This is a genomic window from Paenibacillus diazotrophicus, from assembly GCF_042610465.1.
This window is the reverse complement of sequence record NZ_JBGJZN010000001.1, coordinates 391205-414238: the sequence shown is the minus strand read 5'-3', so window position 1 is coordinate 414238 and position 23034 is coordinate 391205. Positions and strand designations below refer to the sequence as shown.

The following is a 23034-nucleotide window of genomic DNA, read 5'->3' as shown; positions in this document are numbered from 1 at the left end:
GTTATCTCTCCTTTGTATGCGATGCTAGCTGTACCCCTTAAGGTTCCCCTTAGACATTATCTGGCGGACAGCACTTCCTGCTCGTAGCTCTTCACTTCAACCAGCCACTGCTCCCGTACAGGTGTATTCTGCGAAGCGCAGTAATAATCCCAGACCGCACCGAACGGATAAGACTTAAATTCTTCAACCAAGGCTAGACGGGAAGTATAATCTCCGGCCAACTCCACAGCCTTCAGCTCTGCCACCGGCTCCAGCATGGCCCGCAGGAGTGCCTTGATGGTATTACGTGTGCCAATCACCCATGCGGCGATATGATTAATGCTGCCGTCAAAGAAGTCCAGCCCGATATTCGTGCGGCCCAGCAAATCTCCGCGAACGAGCTCGCGTGCGATTTCAAGCAGCTCATCATCCATAGTGACAACATGGTCGCTGTCCCAGCGGACAGGGCGGCTGACATGAAGCAGCAGTTGTTCGCTGAACATCAGAATAGAAGACAATTTATTGGATATCACTTCTGTCGGATGGAAATGTCCGGCGTCCAGGCAGATCGCCTTGCCCCGGGTTAATCCATAGCCCATATAGAATTCATGAGATCCAACCACATAGCTCTCCGAACCAATCCCAAACAGCTTGCTCTCTACCGCATCGATGTTGAACTTAGGATCAATCACTTCACTGAACACCTCATCGAGAGATTCCTTCAGCCGTACGCGCGGAGACAGGCGGTCTACGGGAGCATCCTTGTAACCGTCCGGTACCCAGAAGTTCGTCACACAGGTCTGTCCCAGCTCGCGGCCAAAATATTCAGAAATCTTGCGCGAAGCTTTACAGTGCCTGATCCAGAAGCTGCGGATTTCCTCGTCGGCATGACTTAAGGTGAAGCCGTCAGCCGCTTTGGGATGGGAGAAGCAGGTTGGATTGAAGTCCAGACCCAGCCCCTGTTCCTTTGCCCACTCAACCCAAGGTGCAAAATGGCGCGGTTCCAGCTCATCCAGATCCACCTGTTCATCCGTATCGGCATAAATGGCATGCAGATTCACCTTGTGTTTGCCCGGAATCAGCGACAAGGCCTTTTCCAAATCCTTACGCAGCTCATCCGGTGTTCCGGCACGGCCAGGGTAACTGCCGGTTACAGCAATCCCCCCGCTCAGTTCCTTGTCTTTAAAAAGAAATCCTTTGACATCATCCCCTTGCCAGCAGTGCAGTGAAACTTTGATCTGTGCCAGCTTTTCTAGAACTTCGTCCACATGGATTCCATGGGCTGCGTATAATTTTTTGGCTTCGTTATAACTGTTGATGATGCTCTGATCCATGATGCAACCTCCTAAAAATATTGTGGCATACACTGACTAATGGATAAACGGTGCGTGAAGGGCCTCCCAGCGCCTTAGTAGATCTTGCAGCTTAGGGACCGGTTGAGGAGTATACGATACAATAGGAAAAGAATTCTCGATGATTTCTCTGGCTTCGACGATATTGGCCACACTGCCCTCGTGAATCAGTTGAACTGCGAGATTCCCCAGTGCTGTTGACTCTATGGGCCCCGCCAGCACTTCCCTGCCGGTAATATCGGCAGTCAGCTGGCACAACAGTCCATTATTCGCACCGCCTCCGACAATTTGCAGCACCTCTACCTCCGTTCCCGTTAGGGCTTCAAGCTCCTGTAGGTAACTACGGTAAGACAAGGCCAGACTGTCGAATATACAACGGGCAAGCTGTCCAGGCGTCTTCGGCTCAGGCTGGCCACTCTCCGCACATGCGGCACGAATCTCATCAATCATGTTATCCGGATTAAGGAACCGCGGATCGTTGCAAGGGATTAGGCTGCGGAAGCCCTCGGCTTCACCAGCTAGCTGGGCCAATTCGGCGAAGCTGTAGCGTTCTCCATCCAGTCGCCGTACTTCCTGGATCAGCCAAAGCCCCATGATGTTCTTAAGGAACCGGTAGGTGTCGAAGGCTCCCCATTCGTTGGTGTAATTGGCGGCCATCGCTTGCGGATTATTGATCGGATGGCTTAGCTCCACGCCAAGCAGGGACCAGGTGCCGCTGCTAATGTATGCGGATGAGCGCCCCCTCTGCACAGGAACACCAAGCACTGCTGAAGCAGTGTCATGGGTAGCTGCACATATCAGTTCGCACCGGGGCAGATCATACCGGCTTACAAGCGGCTCCTGGATAAATCCGAGGCTCTCTCCTGGAGCTGTCAGTATGGCAAACTGCTCTCTTCTCAGGTGGAGAAGTGACAGGAGTTCAGAATCGAAATCCCCAGTCTGCAAATTCAGCATCTGAGTTGTCGAGGCATTGGTAGCCTCATTGATCTTCTGCCCGCTTAATCTATAGTAGAGATAATCCGGCACCAGCAGAATTTGCTCTGCTTCGGCCAGTTCTTTCCGGTCATGAGCATACAGCTGGTATAACGTATTAAAAGCTAACTGCTGTATCCCCGTCTTCGCATATACTGTCTCCGGTGGAATGAGCGAAGCCACTTCCCCCATAATACCTTCGGTACGGGAATCCCTGTAGGCATATACCTCCTGGATGCGATTTCCATCCGCATCCAGGAGCACATAATCCACCGCCCAGGTATCGATGCCTAGCGTGCACTCCGTGATGCCTTGTGCTTTGGCTTTTTGAAGACCGGTAATAATCTGGTCGAACAAATAATCAATATCCCAGAAGCAGGAGCCGTCACGCTCGGTGAATCCATTACTGAAGCGGTGAAGCTCTTCCAGGGCCAGCTTGCCGTCCCTGAGAGTCCCAAGCACAAGCCTGCCGCTGGAGGCGCCGATATCGACGGCGATATGTTTGTTCATAGAAGCTCTCCTAACTTAAAGGTTGTTCTAGAGGATTTTGCGGAACAAGGCAATTACTTCTTCTTTTGTAGGAATGAAAGGATTACCAGGGGCACAGGCGTCCTTCATTGAGTTCTCGGCGAGCAGGTCCAGATCGACTTCATCTACGCCAAGCTCTGACAATTTGGAAGGAATGCCCACTTCCTTGGACAGTTCCTTGATGGATTCAATAACGTATGCCGCACATTCCTGATCTGTTTTGCCTTCGATCTGCAGTCCAATAGCTTTGGCAATACTTCTGAATTTCTCAGGAACATGTTTGGCGTTTTCTTCTTCTACAAAAGGCAGCAGCATTGCATTGCAAACACCGTGAGGCAGATCATATACGCCGCCAAGCTGATGCGCCATCGCATGCACGTAGCCAAGCCCGGCATTATTAAAGGCCAGACCACCCAGGAAAATGGCGTATACCATTTGCTCCCTGGCTTCAATATCATGTCCGTTCTTCACGGTCCGGGCCAGATTGGCGAAGATCAGTTCAACCGCAGCCAGTGCGGTAGCATCAGTAACCGGATAAGCTCCAGGTGTAACCAGCGCTTCTATGGCATGCGTAAGCGCATCCATTCCGGTTGCGGCGGTAAGCGCGGCCGGTTTGTTGATCATCAGCTCGGGATCATTCACTGAAATGGTGGCGATGCTGTTTTTGTCGACCATTACCATCTTCACTTTGCGTTCTTCATCGGTAATCACGTAATTGATCGTAACTTCAGCAGAGGTGCCAGCGGTTGTATTGACGGCTACGATCGGCAGAGATTTATTCTTGGATTTATGCACGCCTTCATATTCCTTGATATGCCCGCCATTGGTGGCGATAATTCCAATCGCCTTGGCCGTATCCTGCGGCGAGCCGCCGCCGATGGAGATCAAATAATCACAGCCCTGCGAATTCAGAAAATCCACACCGTCATGAACATTTTTACATGTAGGATTAGGTTTGACTTCATCATATAGGGCATATTGAATTCCCGTTTCATCCAATACAGCCAGCAATTTGCCCGCGATACCGCTCTTGACCAGAAATTTGTCGGTGACGACTAGTGCCTTCTTCAAGTTCAATTCCTGAATGTAAGGACCGATTTCCTTCAGACAGCCTTTTCCCATAATGTTGGTGGACGGAACATAATAGACATGAGTACTCATTGATTGACCAGCCTCCCAGGCAATTTGTTACTGCGGTGTTACCAGGATTAATGTTCTTCTTAGCAAGCCTCAAGCTCTATGCCGCTTTGGTACCACAGGCTGGTCTCTGGGCACAATATCCGACCGGCTCTGGCACCTCTATAAAAGGTATCGCTTACAAAGAGAGCATTAACATTCTCATCGTATCTCCATAAATCTTTGTTGTCAACAAATAATATATATTTTGTGTTGTTTTTATTTGTTTAGTGTCTGTTTTACAAAGAATCATCTATAATACACCTGTGGGTTTCGTTTATTTCCTTGCAAAACACAGATATTCAGGTCTATAGTTAGATAATATAGTTCTGGAAAGGTGATATATATGCTGGCAGCCGAAAGACGCAAGAAAATCATAGATCTTGTACATCAGGATAAACGGGTTCTCGTCTCTGATCTCAGCCGGATGTTCGAGGTAACTGAGGAAACAATCCGGAGGGATCTTGAGAAGCTGGAGAAAGACGGCATTCTCAGCCGGACTTATGGCGGTGCAATGCTGAACAGGCACACGAATGAGGACCTGCCTTTTGTGACAAGAAATGCGCTCAATACGGATATCAAACGAAATATTGCACTAAAAGCGCTGGATTTGATTAATGATGGAGATACTCTGATGGTAGACCCCAGCTCTACCTCTTTTGAATTCCTGAAGCTGCTGGGCAACAAAAACAATCTGACGGTCATTACGAATTCGATTAATATTCTGCATGAGTTCGCGAACTCCGGCCTGAATATTATTTCCTCCGGTGGTTCACTGCGCCACCGTTCCCTGTCACTGGTCGGGCCTGTCGCCCATGATACCATTCAGCGCTATAATGTAGATACCGCGATTATTAGCTGCAAGGGCCTTGATATGGAGCGAGGAATTACCGATTCCAACGAACCGGAGTGCGAGTTGAAGAAATACATGCTACGTCAGGCGGAGAAGGTTGTGCTGCTTGCCGATCATACCAAGTTTGACAAAACCGCCTTTACACGGCTGGTTGCACTTGACAGCATTGATGTGCTGATTACTGACCGCAGACCTGCGAACCCCTGGCTTAAACGGCTTGCCGAAGAGAATATTGAAGTATTGTATTAAAATAAACCGCCCGGTCACCTGCGTTGTTAAAACAGGAACCGGGCGGTTTTGTATAAATCTATGAACATATTCGTTTTATTTATACGTTACAGGATTTCCAATAGTACGGCTACAGCATTCCGCCTTTGGAGAGCATGATGCTTAAAATGGTAGCATCGGTGTCGGCCAGCCCCTCCTGAACCAGCCGCTCCATATTGCGGATGGTGTCTTCCACCTCTTCAAAGATCACACCATCATTCGTAGAAGGCCCAATGTTATTCATAGCCAGCGTGGCTGCCTGAATGGCCGCATTGGTGGAGGTGGATATTTTGAGCGCACAGGTTGATTTGGCCCCGTCGCAGATCATTCCTGACAAGGAGGCGATGGTATTCTGTATGCCATATTTAATCTGGGCAAGGGTTCCGCCCATAAGATATAGAATCCCGCTGTTCGCCCCTACACCACCGGCAATCCCTGAACCGCATAGCGGTGAGAGCCGCCCGATGTAATGCTTAATGTGCACTGTAACCAGATTGCTCAGCGCAAGCGCCCGGGCCAGCATGTCCTCATCCTTGCCCAGCAGCTCCGCCAAGGCAATCACCGGAAGTGTACAGGCTATGCCCTGATTCCCGCTGCCAGCCGTGGTCATAACCGGCATAGCGCTGCCGTCCATTCTGGCATCAGAGGCTGCCGCCGTCGCAGCGATGATGGTGCTCGCCACATCGTTACCGAACAAGTTCACAGCCGATTGCTGGCTCATTTTCTTGCCCACCTGTAAGCCGTAATTCCCGCGCAATCCTTCATCGGAGATAGCTTTGTTCATTGTGGCCCCTTCCAGAAGAAAACGGATATCCTGGAAAGGGACAGTGCAGATAAACTCAAAGATACCTTCAATTGAACCTGTATAAGCTTCGTGACCCGTTCTTCTAGGAATACCGCAATCCGCTTTGGATTTGGGGGGTGTCATTTTCTCCCCATCCAGTGCCAGGTAATCGATATGAGTGTGCTCCCCGGCAATAATGGCGGTAGACATATGGTTCTGCGAAAATACCTTTGCCTCAATATATAACTTCTCCGTTGTATCCTTCAGCTCTACTTCAAGAAGCCCCCGTTCCAACAGTTCATTAGCAAGCTTCAATTCGGCCGGAGTTAGGCCGGACAGAATTTCCAGCTCTTTGTGGGAACGTCCCACCACCGCTCCGAGGGCTGCTGCGATCGGGAGTCCGGTCTGACCTGTACCGGGAATGCCCACGCCCATTGCGTTCTTAATAATATTTCCGCTAAGCTGCAGCCGGATGGCCGTGATGTCTTCCTCCAGAAGCTCTGCCGCCAATGAAACGGCATATGCTACTGCAATCGGCTCTGTACAGCCTTCAGCCGGGACAACTTCCTTGTGCAAAATCTCCAATAAGCTGGACATGTATGGATTCTCCTACTCTCTATTCTCTCTGTTCCAGAAGTTCATTTCTATATAGTATATCAGCAGGAAACTAAAGGGGAACCCTTTGTTTCGTATGATCTTTTTGATCGGAGGGTTAACGGCTGCAGGGATCATTATTTTTTCTGGGATCCTATTCCTATTATCTTTGAAGTACAATATTATTCGATTGAATTGATACTCCGCCGCTACATATAATTAGGTTTCATTGAAAAATATTTATTCAGCTTAAAAAAAGCTCCACTCTTTCTTATGAAATCCAGAAAACGGGAGCTTTCAGTAATACTATTATTCAGCTGCTGAATTAGTTAGCCCTATACTCAAAATAATCAAAATAAGCTGCTTTCGCCTGCTGGTCCAGATCCTGGCAACAGATTGCAGCATAGGAGCCAGTGAAACCAAGCTTACCACCGTATTCATCGGACAATGTGCCAAAATCAAGTGGTGTGCACATCGCAATCCACGCTTCCCCGTCCGGTGAAGCGTAGAATACAATATCGCGATTTTTGATCACCGCCTTAAGATAGTAATGGTCCCAATCCTTCACCGATATCTGCATTGGGGAGATTTCGTCATATTTACCCGCTCTACACATTACAACTCCAAGACTTATCCCCCTGATCTCGTCAGCAGTCACCCGCAGATAGTAGTAATCACTGTCGTCATAATAAAGGACAAGCCCGGCCATTTGCATGTAAGTATCCGGTTTGAACTCCATACAGGTAGACACTGTACAGGTAAAATGCTGTATAGGACGCCCTATCAGACTCTGATCGTGCAGCGAAGCAAGCGATTCTCTTCCCCTCAGCCGCAAAAACCCCGGGCGCTCTGTCAGGCTGACCCACGAAGAATCAAAAGGAACCCGAAGACTCTGGTATGGATACCCCAGCAACTCATTATCGAAATCATCCCGTTCCGGTAGTTCCGGATACGGGTGCAGCGGCAGCCCCGGCGCTTCAACCATCAGCGAAGGCAGCTTACCGCCTTGGGCCAGGCGCAGCCAGCCATCGTCCGTCCAGACCACATGCTGAATAGCCGTCTCCCGGCCCAGCGGATTCATTGTCCCGGTCCCAGGGATCGGCCGGGTGCACAGATGAGCCATATACCATTCACCGGACTGCGTCTCTACCAGAGAACCGTGTCCCGCCTGCTGGAACGCAAAGGTCAGGTCATGAGCAGTAGTCATGATCGGATAATCCGGATCGGTCTCATAAGGACCTGTCCGGCTGCGGCTTCGGGCCATTGTGACCATATGATTGATGCCAGTCCCGCCTTCGGCAACAAGCAGATAGTAATAGCCGTTTCTTTGATAGAGCTGCGGACCTTCCGTTACACCTGCGGGTGTACCTTTGAATAGTTCGTGAACAGGCCCTGTTAGACTGCGGCTCTCCGGATCATACTGCTGCATGATGATGCCGGAAAAATTGCTATGCTGTTTGCGGAAATCCCAGCGCATATTGAGCAGCCATTTGGAGCCGTCCTTGTCATGGAACAGAAACGGATCAAAGCCACTGCCGTTCAACCGTACCGGCTCACTCCAGGGTCCAGTGATATCTGTCGCAGTGATCAGATAATTATGCAGATCCTTGTAGACACTTTTGCGGGATTTCACGTCTGTATATAGCAGATAATAGATTCCGTTATCGTACGAAAGTGCCGGAGCCCATATCGATCCGGAACTTCCATTGCCACGCAGATCCACTTGTGATGCTTCCGTCAAGACACGGGTTAACGAGCGCCAGTGCACCAAATCCCGGGAATGGTGGATCTCCACACCCGGAAACCATTCGAAGGTCGAAGTGGCAATATAGTAGTCATCACCGACACGCAGAAAAGACGGATCGGGATGGAAGCCAGTCAGAACCGGATTAACAATTGTTGAAGCCATGAACTTTCACCCTCCTAATAAATAGCTAGCACATATCTTAATTTATGCGAAATCCCTGCCTTTAATTGTAGCGATTATAGCTGATAAAAGTTATACTGATTAGTAATGAAATGTTTATATTTTGTCATGATGGAGGAGCTATGAAACAGCTGTTTGAACCCGTCGTTTTTATTGACCACCATTCACTGATCTGGGATTATCTGATATACACTGACGATTATTACAAAGGGTACTATCATTGGCATCAATGCTGTGAAGTCATGTTTGTCCATAACGGTCAGGGCAATGTTGTTGTTAATCAGCAGATGTACGATATCCGCCCGGGAATGTTGTTCTTTTTCCAGCCCTACCAGCTGCACCGGATCTACTCAGAGGTCTCTCCAGAGTGTCCTTTTGTGCGCACGATTTTTTATATTGATCCGCATACCGCTGAGAATCTGCTGCAGGGCTTTGCCAAACGCAAGGCCCTCTTCTCCTCTCTTTGGCAGGGCAATAATACCAGCTGCGGCTTTGATCTTAGCTCCAGCACCGAAGCTGTGGAATGGGTCTACAAGAATTACAACCTGTGCCGCAAAAGCACCATGGAGGAAGACCCCGAAGACATCACGATGATGCTTCTTCAGCTGCTTAGCATTCTGGGAACCGGCGAGAATTCCCTCATTCAACCGGAGGAGCGGCGAAAGCTCCGTTATTCTGAGCAGATTATGAACTGGATCGAGGAGCATTACCAGGAGGAGGTAAACCTCACCCAGCTTGCTGCCGAGACCCATTTGTCCCAGTCTTATGTCTCCAGAGTGTTTCATCAGGAAACAGGCGGACGACTAGTGGATTACCTTACAGCCCGGCGGATTAAGCAGGCCTGCCGTCTGCTCGCCACTACCGATATGCCGGTGGAGCAAATTGGTATATCGGTCGGTTTTCCGAATGCCTCCTACTTTAACCAGCTATTCAAAAGAGTCCTTGGAACTACCCCCCTAAAGTACAGAAGAAGCAATTAAAGCGGTAAACATTACCCAAATGTTCTTGAGGATCATGACAAAATTTCGATATTTCCAGATATAAAATCGCAACTTCCTGAATCTCCTTCACGATATACTCAGGATACATCCTATATATTGGAGGCATCCGCAATGAGTACAACCTATTGGCAAGAAGTTATGGACAAACTGGACACCAAGGTTACGCGAATGGTAGAACAAATCGGAGACAAATGTCCACATTATGCAGGTAAAGACGGCATATACGACGATATCGGGTCTGACTGGTGGACTACCGGATTTTGGCCGGGACTTCTCTGGATCATGCATGATATGACCGGGAAAAACATTTATAAAGAAGCCGCCTGGCACTGGGACAAGACTCTTGAGGAATGGTTCGTCAAGCCAACTGAGGAATTTCACCATGATGTGGGCTTTCAGTTCCTGCCTACTGCCGTCATCAAACATACGTTGACCGGCGATGAGGATGGTCGGCGCAGAGGAATCGAGGCCGCCAACTTCCTGGCCGCCCGCTATAACCCCGTCGGTAAGTTCATCCGTGCCTGGAATGCGGACAAATACGGCTGGGTCATCATCGACTGTATGCTGAACATCTCACTCTTATTCTGGGCCAGCAAGGTTACGGGGGATCCACGTTATAAGCATATTGCGGTCAGTCATGCGGAAACGACGATGAAATACGGCATTCGGGAAGACGGTTCGACGATGCATATCCTCTCTTTCGATGCCGAGACCGGCGCGTATATTGAGAACTTTGGCGGTCAGGGATATTCACCCGAATCCTGCTGGAGCCGCGGCGCCTCATGGGGTCTTTATGGATTCATCAACACGTACCGACATAGCGGGGATGAGCGCTTCCTCCATACCGCCAAGCGGATTGCCCACTATTTCATCGCGGCGCTGCCAGAGGATCAGGTCCCTTACTGGGATTTCCGCACCGGAAATGATGAGCGCAAGTACAGGGACAGTTCAGCTGCAGCTATTGCCGCTTCTGGCCTGCTGGAGCTCGCCGGTATTGTCCCGCTAGGTGAAAAGAGCCTTTACGCCGATGCAGCAGAACGTATCCTCCGCTCATTAACCGAGAATTATGCCACTTGGAATCAGCCTGAGCATGAAGCCATCCTTACCAAAGGTACCGGCAGCGGGGATTCCTTCATCGAAGTATCGCTGATTTACGCAGATTACTATTATATTGAAGCCATAGCAAAATTGAACGGATGGAAGCACCGGGTTTTCTAGCTGCATATCGTTGCAAGCTTCCAAGTGATCTGCAATCTTCGGTACGATATCATTACTTATCTATCCAACAAGGCAGTCTGCCCGAACCTAAGATCCGGGCAGACTGCTTTTGTTATTCCCACATTCTTCTACTGTTGCTGTGCGCAGATCAGTAATATTTAATCAGGGGATGTACCATGAAGCTTTACCACTTCGTCAAAGAATCCTGCTGTCTTGATAACTTCAAAATAATTAGGGGTCAGGCAAGCCACTGTACCATGGCTTGCCTGACCCTTTGATTTTTACAAAGCTTATCCTTTAGTTGCCCCTGAGGCTATCCCTTTGACAAAGTACTTTTGAAGCGAGACGAATACGATGAGCACCGGTATCACTGACATAGCTGTCCCGGCAAAGATCATATCCCAGCGCGAGGAGAATTCACCGATGTAACGGTAAATTTCTACGACCATCGTCTTCGGCTCGCCGGAAGGCAACACCAGCATCGGCATCAGGAAGTCATTCCAGATCCCAAGGCCGTTCAGTACAACCATACTTGCCGTAACCGGTCCCAGAAGCGGGAAGACGATTTTCCAGAAGATGCCGTACCGGCTGCAGCCGTCAATCTCAGCCGCCTCCTCAATCTCCTTCGGTATTCCTTTGACAAAACTGGTATAGAGCAGACAGCCAAAGCCTACTGCACCAGCAACGTAGACGAGAATCGGACCGACCAGACTTCCGTACAAGCCCAACGTTCTCAATTCCTTAAACAAAGGAATCATGTACGCCTGAAAAGGAATCATCATCCCTGCCAGGAAATACAGAAACACCATCTTGGTCCATCTGGAATCCCTGCGTTCTATCGCATATCCGGCCATCGGGATAATCAGCACCTGGGCTATAATCGATACGAGCGTCAGGATCAGGCTGTTCACAATCGCCCGGGGGAAATCCGTCTCCGTCAGCAGATACTTGAAGCTGTCCAGATACAGCCCCGTGGGAAATGCAACGGCATCGTTCATAATCTCCGCATTGCTCTTGAATGCCGACATCAGATTGAAGAATATCGGGAAAAAGAAAAGGATTGCCAGCACCAGGGTTAATGTAAGCAGGGCAATTTCGGCCCATCTTTTCTTAGCTTGAAGTGTCATATTACATCTGCACCTCCCGTTTACGGAGGAATTTCACTTGAATGACAGTAATCAGCATGATGATCAGGAACAGAACCATGGCAAGTGCCGTACCAAAACCCTGCCGCAGTTCACCAAAGCCGACCTTGTAAATAATATAAGTTAATGTCTCGGTCTCAAAGCCCGGGCCCCCATCCGTCATGACCGCAATCTGATCAAAAATCTTCAGTGCGCTGATCATAGAGAGCACCAGACATACGGTCATCGAGCCGGCAAGCAGCGGAAAGGTAATGTGGCGGAATTGCTGAAATCCGCTCGCTCCATCGATGCTTGCCGCTTCGTTCAGCTCAGCTGGAATACCCTGCAGCCCCGCCAGATAGATGATCATATAATAGCCCGCGCCTTTCCATACCGTAGACAAAATGATCGATAGCATGGCATACTTCGGATTGCCTAGCCAGTCCACCACCCAGCTTCCCAGTCCGATCGAATCCAGAATTTGATTAAAAACCCCAAAGTTGTAATTCAGAATCATAGCCCAGACGAAACCCATTACGATGCCGCTGAGCAGTGTAGGAAAATAGAACACACTTCTGAACAAATTACGGAACCAACGGACCTTATCGACAAGGACAGCCAGAACAATCGCAGCAATATTCTCCAACAATACCAGACTTATCGTCATAACCATGGTATTCTTCAATGCATTATGAACCCGGGGACTATGCCAAATCTCCACAAAATTAGCGAAGCCAATGTACCGGACATCCTCACTGATGCCGTCCCAGGAAGTAAAGCTCAAATAGATGCTTCCTACTGTAGGAACAATTACAAACAAGGTATAGATTAAAAAAGAAGGTAGGATAAACAACAAAGCGTAACACTGCCATTTCTTCTTTTTCTTCGGTATGGCTGCCGTTAGCGGCTTGTTTGCCCTTTCTACTGCTGTAGCCATGATTGCTCTCCCTCCCGGAGCTGTTCCTTAAGGAGAAGCCGGCTGCCGTTCAAGTACAGCCGCTCCTCCATCAGACAGTTTTCTATTTTACTGTGCGTTGGCTTTGACTTGAGCGTCATATTCCTTATCTGCTTGCTTCATATAGTCAGCTACATCTGCGTTCTTACCCACCATATCCTGCAGCAGTTTGTAATACCAGTTGCGGAACTGCGGCGGAATCAGATTTTCGCCCCACCAATTGTTAATCGCCAGGGATTTGGTTACATTCGGATCAGCAATCAGGTCCAGTGCCACTTGCATTTGCTCGCCGGTTTCATATGTCACCTTTTCTTTGGTGGATGGAATGGCATTGACACTGGCCAGGAAGGTTTTATATTGTTCTGGTGCAAAGAAGAACCGGATGAATTCTTTAATCGCCTGTGTTTTATCGGCATCTTTAGCGGCCTCGGAAGAGAGCGACCAGCCAGCCGGAGACGGCAGACCGATAACATTAACTTTGCCTTCGCGGTCAGGGACGGCATAGAAGCCAAATTCAAAGTTCGGATCGGCTTCCTTAATTTGCGAGAACATCCAGGTTCCTGAGAACAGCTGAGCCGCTTTGCCGGATACAAGAATCGAGGCGGTCTGGTTATCACCTGTACTTAACCAGCCTTTATCCACATAGTTGGTGAACAGGTCTTTGAAATCAGTCATAGCCTGAACGACATTAGGATCTGTGAAACTCACGGTCTTTGCGGTTCGCTTGGAGTTCCAATCCGGATCTTTGGAATAGACATCATCAATCAGGAATTTGTTCACCCAGAAGCCCATATGAAAAATATCCTTTCCTCCGACCACAATCGGCGAAATCCCGGTTGCTTTCAGCTTTTCCTGGATAGCGATGAATTCATCATAGGTTTTGGGAAGCTCGGTAATACCGGCATCGGCATAAGCCTTCTTACTGTAAATAATTCCCTGAGGCACATTGACGGACATCGGGGCATTCCATACCTTGCCTTCAACCTGAGGCGGATCACTGAAGAGATCAAGCAGATCACTTGGCAGCTCCACTATTTTACCGGCGGATGCAAACACCTGGGTATCACGCATTTCCACGAGATCCGGGAATTCTCCGACCGCATCCTTGGTCTTCAGCCAATCGAGATAGGCTGCTGAGGTATTTTCACTAATATCTTTGATCTTCACATTCGGATTAGCTTCCATGAATGCTTTTATGGTATTCGCGATGGCCTGTTTGGTGGCAGGATCACCCGCAGCATAACCTATGGAGAAGCTCACCTCTTTTGGAGCGTCTGTTGCAGCAGCACCCGGTGACGCCGAGGCAGCCGCATTATTCCCGGCACTGCCATTATTATTGTTGTTGCTTCCGCAAGCAGATAATATGGACGTGGTTGCAAGCAGCAGAACCGAAAGCTTCATCATTGTTTTCTTCTGCATATGAAGAGTAACCCCCTAATCGTATTCTGTTCGATGGTGTTGCAGTCTCAATCCTGTTCAAGGAGCAGCATAGTATGGCCCGATGTGCGCATCATCGTTCGAAAGCGTTTCCTTGCTTCAAGAATAGCATCCATAAACTTTAGTTAGAATGAACTTATTAAAGTGCCATATGCGGTAAATTTAAGAGGATTTTTATCCTAAGCAACAAAAAAAACGGAGGACTGCAGGTCCCCCGTTTAAGCTATTAGTCAGTTATTTGATTATCCTGCACCTGTCTGTCATACTCCTGATCGGCACGCTTCATATATTCGGCGACATTCCCGTCATTCAGAACCATCTCCTCCAGCAGCTTGTAGAACCAGTTGCGGAAATCCGGCGGAATCAGATTATCCCCCCACCAGTTGTTAATCATTAGCGACTTGGTTACGTCCGGATCTGCCATCAGACTCAGGGCGGTTTGCATCTGTTCTCCTGTTTCATAGCTTATCTTTGCTTTGGTGGAGGGAAGTCCGTTGATGCTGGCCAGGAATTTCGAGTAAGGTCCTTGGGAGAAGAAGAAGCGGATAAACTCCTTGATCGCTTCTGTCTTTTCTGTATCTTTGGCAGCTTGCGCTGACAGCGACCACCCGGCTGGCGACGGCAGGCCCACGACGTTTCGTCTGCCTTCACGGTCAGGCACTGCATAGAATCCATATTGAAAGTCCGGGTCAGCTTCTTCAATCTGCGAGAACATCCAGGTTCCAGAAAAGAGCTGGGCCGCCTTGCCGGATGTAAGAATGGAGGCAGTTTGATTATCAGCAGTGGTCAGCCAATCATCGTTCACATCCGATTGAAACAGTGTTTTGAAATCTGTCATGGCATGAACCACTTGTTTATCAGCAAAGCTGACCTGCCTCTTCGTGCGTTTGGCGTTCCAATCTGGTTCTTTAGCATAGACTTCATCGATCAGAAACTTGTTCACCCAGAATCCGATGTGGAAAATATCCTTGCCTCCGACAACCAGCGGAGTCATTCCATCAGCCTTCAACTTAGTCTGAATCTCAAGGAATTCAGTATAGGTTCGCGGGAGCCGGGTGATTCCGGCATTGGCATAAGCCTGTTTGCTGTAAATGATGCCCTGAGGCGCATTGCCGAACAGAGGCGCATTCCATACCTTGCCGTTTACCTCCGGCAGTCTATCGAACAATTCCAGAAGGTCGGTAGGCAGCTCCACAATTTTACCGGCACTGGCAAAAGCTTCAGTATCCCGGATTTCCACCAGGTCCGGGAATTCGCCCACGGCATCCTTCATCTTCAGCCAGTCCAGGTATGCGCTGGAGGACAGCTCGCTGCTGTCCTGAATAATGATATTTGGATGTGCGCTAGTGAAAGCTTCTATGGTAGCCACGATGGCCTGCTTGGTTGCCGGGTCCCCGGCTGCATAAGCGATGGTGAAATGCACTTCTTGCTTGTCGTGATCTACTCTGTCTTCCGCCTGCTTACCATCTGAATCCCCTGTATAGCTGTTCCTGCATGCACTCAAGAGGAGTATAGCGACCAGAAATCCGGCCCGGTGCTGTATCCATTTTATCTTCTGCATTTAAAGCATATACCTCCTGCAAGCCGTGTGATATCAGGCTGGATAATGACGCTTTACCCACTATCAGGTTAAGGTTCAGTCTAGAATCGGGAACAGTAGCGTTACTGAGGTTCCTACATACTCCCGGCTGTTGATGGACAGCCCGTATTCCTCCCCAAAAGTTGAACGTAACCGCTCATGCACATTTTTAAGACCTACATTTTTGCCGGGTACAACGGAATCATCCAATGTTTTGGTAACCCTCGCCAGCGCTTCCCGGCTCATACCGACACCATCATCATAAATGGTAATCGCTAGCAGGCGGTCTTTTTTTTCCATGGTAATCCCTACCGTACCCTTTCCTTGCAGGCGTAACCCATGCTGAATAGCATTCTCTACAATCGGCTGGAGTGAGAGCTTCAGAATCGGCCAATCCATATGAACCTCAGGGTCAATATCCAGCTGAAGCTCGTACCGGTTCTCAAAACGTACCGAGATGATGTAAAAATAATTCTGCAGATGCTCCAGCTCACTGCGGATGCTCACCCGGTCTTCTCCATAATCGATCACATATTTCAGTTCGTTGGATAGGGCTAGAATCATATCTGCGACCTCCACAGCCTCCTTATCCACCGCGTTCATCCGGATCACTTCAAGAGTATTATACAAATAATGGGGCCGGATCTGGCTTTTCAGGGCATTCAGCTCCGTCTGTTTCTGTTTGATCTGGGCCACATATGCCTCATTGATATAGATCTGAAGCCTTTCCACCATCCGGTTGAACCCGTGGGCGAGCCTGCCCATTTCATCATTCGTGTGCACTGACAGCTGAGTATCCAGGTTGCCGGATTCCACTATGGCCATCTGTTTGATTAGCTCGCGGATCGGAGCCGCAAGACGCCTGGAGAACCACGCCCCCATCACAATCATGACCAAAGCGCAAATGATAATAGCAATGTACACTGTGGCTCTGGCCGATAACAGTTGCTCGAACAGGCTGCCGCGGTGAATCCGTGCAATCACCTTACCATTCAGGAATGGAATATCCTCACTAAGTACGATCATCTCGCTATCCGTTTGAACAGCTTCTGCAAGAGTTCCCACCGGAAGGGTCTGATTGCTGAAATACACATTGCCCTCACCATCCAGAAGATAAAGCTCATCTTTGTCACCCAAGCTCAGCTCTCTGAAGAATTGTTCAAACAACGAAGTATCGATATCCAGGAATAACGTACCAGTTACCTTGGGATGTGAAGTCACTTTTCCCGATGTATCAATCAGACTGCGTCCAACTGTAAATACTTTGCGGCTGGAATGGAAGAAATAGGGGTCGGTATGTGTAGGGAAAATAGCCACCGTTGACGGATTGAGAGCCATCGTCTTCAGTCGTGCAGCTGCAGGAAAAGAATTAGTATCCAGTGACCGGTTTTCTTTCTCTTGGGCGTACATTTTGCCATCAGACTGACGGACAAAGACGGCGCTTGAAATATACGGATCACTAAACAGCACCGTCTTCAGAAAAGAGTCGATCGGAATGGTGTTGATCTGCTCCAGTTCATTGACATTAGTGGTCTGGTCCTGCTTATAACTGTCGATGAAAGCTTCATTACGTCCGGTATACATCAGCTTGGAAATTTCATTGTACTGGTTGAACGCGGAGTTCAGATTATAGCTCATATACAGCACCATCTGCTGCAGATTACTGGTGGTATACCTCTCTACATAGCTGGAGAAGGTCTTCACCGAGAAGAAGCTGAGCGCCAGCAAGGGAATTAGTCCAACCAGCAGGAATGATGCAGAGAATTTGACGAAAATACTTTTGGAACCTCTCCCCCAGATCAGCATGCTCCCCCCCTTTTCACTGAATAGAAACCTGGTAACTACTTCTTAAGCGATTGTTTGTACTCCTGGGGCAGCTTCCCGAATTGCTTCTTGAACATATCACTGAAATGCCGGGCATTATTATAGCCGACACTTTCCGCAATCTCATAGACCATCAGATCACTATGCAGCAGCAGTCGCAGCGCGTGCCCCATTCTGACTTCAGTGACATAATTTTTAAAATTCTGTCCCGTATGCTTTTTGAAAAAACTGCTGAAATAATAGGGATTCATATAGACCAGTGCCGCCATAGAGTCCAATGTAATATTCTCCGCATAATGCTCTTCGACAAAAGCCTTCACCTGCAGCAGCTGTGGCATTTCTCTTCCATTCATCTTCGATGCCAACAGGCCGGTTAGTCTCGTCAGCACGCCTTCAAACTGCTGTTTCAAAGCATCAAACGTCGGGGCATCCGTCAGCTTTTCCAGCAGTGGCTTATCTCCGGAGTCCACCAGCCCGGCATCTACGCCAAAACCGGCAAGCTCCTGTTCCAGTTGAATGATGGAATTGTACACATGAGATACTGCCTGATTCCTGCTGTCACCGGACAGAAGCCGAATCGTTTCCAGCAGTCTGCCAGCCAGAACGGGCAGCTGTTCTTTGTCCATTGATTTTAGCGCGTCCATTAATGAAGCTTGAGCTGCAATCCAGTCAGATATTGCTACAGTAGTCTCCTGATAGTGCGTACGATCTGCAAGCACTTGGTTGAGTCCTGCAAAGTACCTGAATTTAAGTGCTCTCAAAGCACTTTGGTAGGATTCATCCGCCTCTTCCATTCCGTTCACCGGCCGCCCTACGCCAATCGAGACCTGTAGCTTCAGGAAACTGTTGATTTTGTGATGGAGGTCCTTCATGACCTGCTCCGGCCCCGATTCCTGCTCGTGCTGCAGTAGAACTGCGAAACGCTCTCCTTTACGGAAAACATAGCTATTGCCTTCAGCATCCACGGTTTCTTTAATGATATTGGACAGGGCAAAATCTACAAGCTTGCGTTCGCGCTCTTCCCAGCGGGAGGCCTGGCCGCCATATTCATCCGGTTCTATCACACATACGCTCGCATAACGGGTGATCGCTATATATCCCATACTGGCTAATGTTGACACTGCCCCTTTGTTGCCATCGGTTAAACCCTCAAGTAATCCCTCAATCGTGATGGAATGATTTTTGCGTTCATAGGATTTGAGCCTTTCCTTGTTGCGCTCTTCTTCTGATTCCTGACGGATTACCGCCACAGCTCTCCCTACTACCTGCTCTAGTTGGCTTGTGTTCACGGGTTTGACGATATAGTCGAGCGCCCCATATTGTATGGCCTGCCTGGCATACGAAAACTCCTGGTAAGCGCTTATAAATACAACCTTGATTGGACGGCCCGATTCATGAATATCCCGTATAATATCAATACCGCTGAATCCGGGCATGCTGATATCGCTGATCACCAGATCAGGAGTACAGGAGTCAATCAACGCCTTCAACTCGATCCCGTCCCGTGCTTCACCTACTATATCCAGACCAAGTGTATCCCAGGATATCAGCTTCTTCAGTCCGCGCAGAATAACCGGTTCATCATCTGCCAGCAGTACCCGGATGCTTCTGTTCATCGCTATCCCTCCGCAAGTCCGTTTTTATCTGTTGAAAAGGTTTTTTTGCCTATAATGCTATCATATTAGACCCTGCTTTGCCTTTGTGTACTGCAGTCACATTACTTAAGATTTGCCATTGTCTCATTGACAAATAGAGTTCTCCCACCTTACTGTAGCACGTCAGATCCGGGACAGGAGTGAAACCTTTTCATATAAAATAGCAGTTTTTTTAGAATCCAGCCCTCTCTTTGCAGAATTAAATAGACGGACCAATTCGACGAACGAATTGAAACCGCCTAATATGGAATGCATTCGCGAATCATGCCGAGTGGAACCAAGGCCGCTGGGCCTGCCTCCTGTGCTCATGGTACAATATATTCAGCAATTCTACATAACGAGGTGAATCCGTTGATCTATTTCATTAAATTCTTATACAGCTTCATTCTTCCGCCAGGTCTTTTCGTCCTGCTGCTTCTGGGTATGACAATCTGGCTGTGGCGGAGCAACCGGCGACCGGCTCTGGTCCTGCTCGGCATTACCTTCCTGCTCTACCTCACCATGACTCCACTAATCGGCGATCTGCTGATGGGTGGCCTGGAACGGCAGTATAATCAGCCAGAGAGGATCCAAGGTGATGTAATCGTCGTACTTGGCGGTGGAGCTACTTCAGGGACGCCTGACATTGACGGGGATGGGAATATGTTCGGTTCAGCGGCGAACCGGCTGCTGACTGCGGCGCGGCTGTACCGAAAGACCGGACTGCCGGTCCTGTTCTCCGGCGGCCAGGTATTTGCCGACAGCGGCAATGAAGCGGATATCGCCAAACGTCAGCTGATTGGCCTCGGTGTCCCGGAGGGTGATATTCTGACAGAGAACCAGTCTCTGAATACTGAGCAGAATGCCGCCAACACAGCGCTCCTTATGAAAAGCAACGGACTCAGTCACCCGATCCTGGTTACATCCGCTTTTCACATGCCCCGGGCCATGATTCACTTCAAGAATAGCGGACTTTTGCCACAGGCGTATCCATCAGATTATACCGTCAGCCAGGAAGAACGCCTTTATTTGGCCAAATTCTCACCATCCCCCGGAGCAATGAATAATACGGGAACGTCACTAAAAGAATATTTAGGCTACCTCGCCGCCCGTATCTGGTAGCAGGGAATGGAGCCTGAACAGCAAAAAGCAGTGGATCGGAGGAATGAATTCATCCGGCCCACTGCTTTTTCACATCATGCGTTCATGCTTGGATCACATCACAAAATCTGGCGTTGACAACCCCAGCCAGCTGCTCCGGTACCAATTCGATCTGCATGCCAATCTTGCCGCCGCTGACGGCCATGGCTGCAAGTGTTGCGGCGCTGCCGTCAATAAAGGTAGGATAAAGCTTTTTCATGCCTACGGGAGAACAACCACCGCGCACGTATCCGGTCCATTTCAGCAGATCTTTTACCGGGAGCATCTCCATCTTCTTCTCGCCCGCCGCCTTCGCTGCTTTTTTGAGATCGAGCTCTTCCGCTACCGGAATAACAAACACATAGAGGTTCACTCCGCTATGCGCGACAAGGGTCTTAAAGACAGTTTCCGGCGGCAGACCTATCTTCTCAGCCACAGCTGTTCCATGAATCTGGCCATCCTCATTGTCATACGCATGAATCCTGTAAGCGACTTTTCGGGTATCGAGAATCCGCATGGCGTTGGTTTTGGTGATTGACATCATACATCGACCTTTCGGCAGTTCTATCTGTTCGCTCTACTAATCTCTTGGATAATCTATGGCCATAATGTCCATAAAAGGAACCTTCATGAGCTCCTCTTTGAAGCTTACATGCACCTTGCCGGTACGTGAATCCATGCCAACGATCGTTCCCCGCACCTGCTCCTCTTTGCCCCAGACGGTCAACAGGATTTCAGAGGCCTCCTGCATAGCTTCCGTCAATTGATTGCCAATTTCCTCCAGCACAAATTCATCTCTTGTCGGCCGTTTGGCCACTTTCGCTTTTGCCACGCTATTCCTCCAATAAGTCATTACAGGGATAAACACAATTTTTGTATGAATGCTCTTAATTATTATATCATGGACACGCATTGGATTGAACCTTAACCACATCTGTCGAAGGAGAACACGCGCATGAAGGCGGATCATCTGCCTGCGGGTTCTTTAACAAAACATATTTAGCTGCCGCTAACGGTATAATGTTCCAATGTGATTGGGCTGCCATTCAGCAGAGCTTGAGTAAAGATTTGATCCCCTGCACTTAATTGCAGCCGGTCTCCATTACTATTGTCATATTGAACGGTCAAGGTGGCCCCAACCTCAAAAGATGGTGCATATGCTGCCCATTCAGCTTCAAAGCACGCAAGGTCACTGATCCCCCGCTCCGCAGCCTCCTTGACACTTATAGCTTCCACAACCACGCCTCCCGGCATTCCCTGTGCAGACACTTCGAGATAGGTCTCCCTTTCAATCAGCTGGTAACCATGGGACAGATATACGGCAAAATACACAGCGCCCGCCTGGCCGAACAACGCAGTATGCCGCTTCATCCACTGGCCCTTGGGCAGCACACCGACTACTGTATCCCCTTCCCCCTCTGGAACCGGGAACAATGATAGAATGGTGTTCCGGTGGTACAGCACCTCCATATACCTGCTCTGATGGCGCGGGTCTCCTGTGTGATAACCTTGACCGGGATGAAAGAAATACAGCCGGTTCGCTGCAGATTCAGCAGATACCGGAAGTGAAAAAGCCCAGCGGAGCTGTTCGTTGTCGAACTCCTCAACCCGCTCCCATAAGCCTCCTGCGGCGAAGCTCTCGGTAATATACGCATAGGAGTGAATCAGCGGCTGCGGGTTAGGATCTTCGGGAATGACTTTTTGCGTCACTTTGGTGACTTCCACCGGAGTCTGGCGGTTCAGTGCTGCTGCACGTACCTTAGCCGGAGCTTCATAGAAGAGAAACCCGGCATACTCCGTGCGGGGCATATCCTGTGGCAGCTTGAAATTCCCAAACTGCACATAGTCATGAAGCACATTCCCGTCGGCCGGAATATCATGCGGCCAGCCCCTGGAATGCGCGCCAACCCAGGCACCCTGCAGATAGAATTGTCCCCGTTCATTCCACAGGTAATCCAGCATTTCTCCAAGCGTTCTCTTAACTCTGCTGTCTTCCTCCAGCGCCCAGGCACAGGTAAACGCCTGCACCCAGTGCCAGAACCACGGCAGGCTGCCATACTCCGGCATTCCCTTCTCTCTGATATACACCAGAGTATTCTCCAGACTCTGCCGCCCGTCCGCCAGCAGTTCTTCATCATCGAACAGCTTGCCGAAGATCAGCTTGGCCGCTGTATATTTGGCCTCATGATGTCCAAAGTGAATCACTGGCTTACAGTAGAAGCCGCTGCGATAGATATGCCCGATTGCTGTGTGAAAAGCAATCCGCAGTCCAGCATTCAGTCTGCCCCCGTATTGCTTGAAGAACCAGACCATCAGGCTGCCCATGATCTCCACCGGCAGCTCATGCAGTGCTGCCTCGCGCGGAAGCGGGTGCAGATTCAGCGGCCAATGCCCGTATAACGGCGTATCCGGCTGCCGGTTTTGCAGGAGCACGGTTTCGAGCATCACAGCCTCCGCTTTGTGTTTGGCCTCCTCCCGGTCAAAAGGCAGCTCAAAAGATGATTCCACAGCAGCAGCAAAAAGATAAGATGCATAATAAAAGTTGTTGCGTACATCATCATGGAACCATAGCCCGCTATCCAGTAAGGGACGCCGTTCAGCCTGGGTAGCGATAGTATAGATGATTTCATTTTGGCGAGCCTGATATGGACCCGGTGCAGATTTGTGTTCTCCCACTTCCGTTCACCCTC

Annotated in this window: 18 protein-coding genes; 4 read left to right on the top strand and 14 right to left on the bottom strand. The window is 49.3% G+C overall.

Annotated features, from left to right (window positions below; genetic code table 11):
* Positions 1-56: 56 nt before the first annotated feature.
* From rhaA to ACAN54_RS01805, 3 genes are read right to left on the bottom strand one after another with little or no spacing between them, the layout of a single operon-like run.
* On the bottom strand, positions 57-1313 hold the full coding sequence (rhaA, locus tag ACAN54_RS01815; RefSeq protein WP_379151659.1) for an L-rhamnose isomerase: 1257 nt from the start codon (positions 1311-1313) through the stop codon (positions 57-59).
* 36 nt (positions 1314-1349) lie between these two features.
* Positions 1350-2813, bottom strand: coding sequence for a rhamnulokinase (gene rhaB / locus ACAN54_RS01810; RefSeq protein ID WP_379151655.1), 1464 nt, complete (start codon positions 2811-2813; stop codon positions 1350-1352).
* A 27-nt stretch (positions 2814-2840) separates the two neighbouring features.
* Positions 2841-3992 (bottom strand): iron-containing alcohol dehydrogenase, encoded by a 1152-nt coding sequence (locus tag ACAN54_RS01805; protein ID WP_379151653.1) that lies wholly within the window; start codon positions 3990-3992, stop codon positions 2841-2843.
* Between the two features lie 361 nt (positions 3993-4353).
* Between ACAN54_RS01805 and ACAN54_RS01800 the strand changes: the two genes are divergently transcribed.
* Positions 4354-5109, top strand: a complete 756-nt coding sequence (locus ACAN54_RS01800) for a DeoR/GlpR family DNA-binding transcription regulator (protein ID WP_379151650.1) — start codon at positions 4354-4356, stop codon at positions 5107-5109.
* A 109-nt stretch (positions 5110-5218) separates the two neighbouring features.
* Here ACAN54_RS01800 and ACAN54_RS01795 read toward each other — a convergent pair whose 3' ends face one another.
* On the bottom strand, positions 5219-6508 hold the full coding sequence (locus ACAN54_RS01795) for an L-cysteine desulfidase family protein (RefSeq protein ID WP_379151647.1): 1290 nt from the start codon (positions 6506-6508) through the stop codon (positions 5219-5221).
* A gap of 322 nt (positions 6509-6830) precedes the next feature.
* On the bottom strand, positions 6831-8414 hold the full coding sequence (locus ACAN54_RS01790; RefSeq protein ID WP_379151644.1) for a glycoside hydrolase family 43 protein: 1584 nt from the start codon (positions 8412-8414) through the stop codon (positions 6831-6833).
* A gap of 140 nt (positions 8415-8554) precedes the next feature.
* On the opposite strand from ACAN54_RS01790, the gene ACAN54_RS01785 reads away from it, so the two are divergent.
* Both ACAN54_RS01785 and ACAN54_RS01780 read left to right on the top strand, forming a co-directional pair.
* Positions 8555-9412, top strand: coding sequence for a helix-turn-helix domain-containing protein (locus ACAN54_RS01785; protein WP_379151641.1), 858 nt, complete (start codon positions 8555-8557; stop codon positions 9410-9412).
* Between the two features lie 132 nt (positions 9413-9544).
* Positions 9545-10651, top strand: a complete 1107-nt coding sequence (locus ACAN54_RS01780; protein ID WP_379151638.1) for a glycoside hydrolase family 88 protein — start codon at positions 9545-9547, stop codon at positions 10649-10651.
* Positions 10652-10941: 290 nt separating this feature from the next.
* Here ACAN54_RS01780 and ACAN54_RS01775 read toward each other — a convergent pair whose 3' ends face one another.
* The 6 genes from ACAN54_RS01775 to ACAN54_RS01750 form a co-directional block, all read right to left on the bottom strand.
* On the bottom strand, positions 10942-11778 hold the full coding sequence (locus ACAN54_RS01775) for a carbohydrate ABC transporter permease (RefSeq protein WP_379151635.1): 837 nt from the start codon (positions 11776-11778) through the stop codon (positions 10942-10944).
* Between the two features lies 1 nt (position 11779).
* A complete protein-coding gene (locus ACAN54_RS01770) occupies positions 11780-12712 on the bottom strand; it encodes a carbohydrate ABC transporter permease (RefSeq protein ID WP_379151632.1) in 933 nt (310 codons plus the stop codon).
* Between the two features lie 87 nt (positions 12713-12799).
* A complete protein-coding gene (locus tag ACAN54_RS01765) occupies positions 12800-14149 on the bottom strand; it encodes an ABC transporter substrate-binding protein (protein WP_379151629.1) in 1350 nt (449 codons plus the stop codon).
* 244 nt (positions 14150-14393) lie between these two features.
* Positions 14394-15728 carry an ABC transporter substrate-binding protein gene (locus ACAN54_RS01760; RefSeq protein WP_379151626.1) on the bottom strand — a complete coding sequence of 445 codons (1335 nt, stop codon included), beginning with the start codon at positions 15726-15728 and terminating at the stop codon, positions 14394-14396.
* A 75-nt stretch (positions 15729-15803) separates the two neighbouring features.
* The gene (locus tag ACAN54_RS01755) at positions 15804-17552 is read right to left on the bottom strand and encodes a cache domain-containing sensor histidine kinase (RefSeq protein ID WP_379151623.1); all 1749 of its coding nucleotides are present in this window, start codon (positions 17550-17552) and stop codon (positions 15804-15806) included.
* A gap of 35 nt (positions 17553-17587) precedes the next feature.
* On the bottom strand, positions 17588-19186 hold the full coding sequence (locus ACAN54_RS01750) for a response regulator (protein ID WP_379151620.1): 1599 nt from the start codon (positions 19184-19186) through the stop codon (positions 17588-17590).
* A gap of 390 nt (positions 19187-19576) precedes the next feature.
* Here ACAN54_RS01750 and ACAN54_RS01745 point away from each other — a divergent pair, with 390 nt between their 5' ends.
* Positions 19577-20326, top strand: coding sequence for a YdcF family protein (locus ACAN54_RS01745; protein ID WP_379151617.1), 750 nt, complete (start codon positions 19577-19579; stop codon positions 20324-20326).
* An 82-nt stretch (positions 20327-20408) separates the two neighbouring features.
* Here ACAN54_RS01745 and ybaK read toward each other — a convergent pair whose 3' ends face one another.
* From ybaK to ACAN54_RS01730, 3 genes are all read right to left on the bottom strand, one after another.
* On the bottom strand, positions 20409-20885 hold the full coding sequence (gene ybaK / locus ACAN54_RS01740) for a Cys-tRNA(Pro) deacylase (protein ID WP_379151610.1): 477 nt from the start codon (positions 20883-20885) through the stop codon (positions 20409-20411).
* 39 nt (positions 20886-20924) lie between these two features.
* The gene (locus ACAN54_RS01735) at positions 20925-21176 is read right to left on the bottom strand and encodes a YolD-like family protein (RefSeq protein WP_379151607.1); all 252 of its coding nucleotides are present in this window, start codon (positions 21174-21176) and stop codon (positions 20925-20927) included.
* Between the two features lie 167 nt (positions 21177-21343).
* Positions 21344-23020 carry a hypothetical protein gene (locus ACAN54_RS01730; protein ID WP_379151604.1) on the bottom strand — a complete coding sequence of 559 codons (1677 nt, stop codon included), beginning with the start codon at positions 23018-23020 and terminating at the stop codon, positions 21344-21346.
* Between the last annotated feature and the right edge of the window lie 14 nt (positions 23021-23034).

Bases quoted from the DNA above. Each gene is read 5' to 3' on its own strand.
- rhaA (WP_379151659.1), bottom strand. From the start codon at position 1,313: ATGGATCAGAGCATCATCAACAGTTATAACGAAGCCAAAAAATTATAC.
- rhaB (WP_379151655.1), bottom strand. From the start codon at position 2,813: ATGAACAAACATATCGCCGTCGATATCGGCGCCTCCAGCGGCAGGCTT.
- ACAN54_RS01805 (WP_379151653.1), bottom strand. From the start codon at position 3,992: ATGAGTACTCATGTCTATTATGTTCCGTCCACCAACATTATGGGAAAA.
- ACAN54_RS01800 (WP_379151650.1), top strand. From the start codon at position 4,354: ATGCTGGCAGCCGAAAGACGCAAGAAAATCATAGATCTTGTACATCAG.
- ACAN54_RS01795 (WP_379151647.1), bottom strand. From the start codon at position 6,508: ATGTCCAGCTTATTGGAGATTTTGCACAAGGAAGTTGTCCCGGCTGAA.
- ACAN54_RS01790 (WP_379151644.1), bottom strand. From the start codon at position 8,414: ATGGCTTCAACAATTGTTAATCCGGTTCTGACTGGCTTCCATCCCGAT.
- ACAN54_RS01785 (WP_379151641.1), top strand. From the start codon at position 8,555: ATGAAACAGCTGTTTGAACCCGTCGTTTTTATTGACCACCATTCACTG.
- ACAN54_RS01780 (WP_379151638.1), top strand. From the start codon at position 9,545: ATGAGTACAACCTATTGGCAAGAAGTTATGGACAAACTGGACACCAAG.
- ACAN54_RS01775 (WP_379151635.1), bottom strand. From the start codon at position 11,778: ATGACACTTCAAGCTAAGAAAAGATGGGCCGAAATTGCCCTGCTTACA.
- ACAN54_RS01770 (WP_379151632.1), bottom strand. From the start codon at position 12,712: ATGGCTACAGCAGTAGAAAGGGCAAACAAGCCGCTAACGGCAGCCATA.
- ACAN54_RS01765 (WP_379151629.1), bottom strand. From the start codon at position 14,149: ATGCAGAAGAAAACAATGATGAAGCTTTCGGTTCTGCTGCTTGCAACC.
- ACAN54_RS01760 (WP_379151626.1), bottom strand. From the start codon at position 15,728: ATGCAGAAGATAAAATGGATACAGCACCGGGCCGGATTTCTGGTCGCT.
- ACAN54_RS01755 (WP_379151623.1), bottom strand. From the start codon at position 17,552: ATGCTGATCTGGGGGAGAGGTTCCAAAAGTATTTTCGTCAAATTCTCT.
- ACAN54_RS01750 (WP_379151620.1), bottom strand. From the start codon at position 19,186: ATGAACAGAAGCATCCGGGTACTGCTGGCAGATGATGAACCGGTTATT.
- ybaK (WP_379151610.1), bottom strand. From the start codon at position 20,885: ATGTCAATCACCAAAACCAACGCCATGCGGATTCTCGATACCCGAAAA.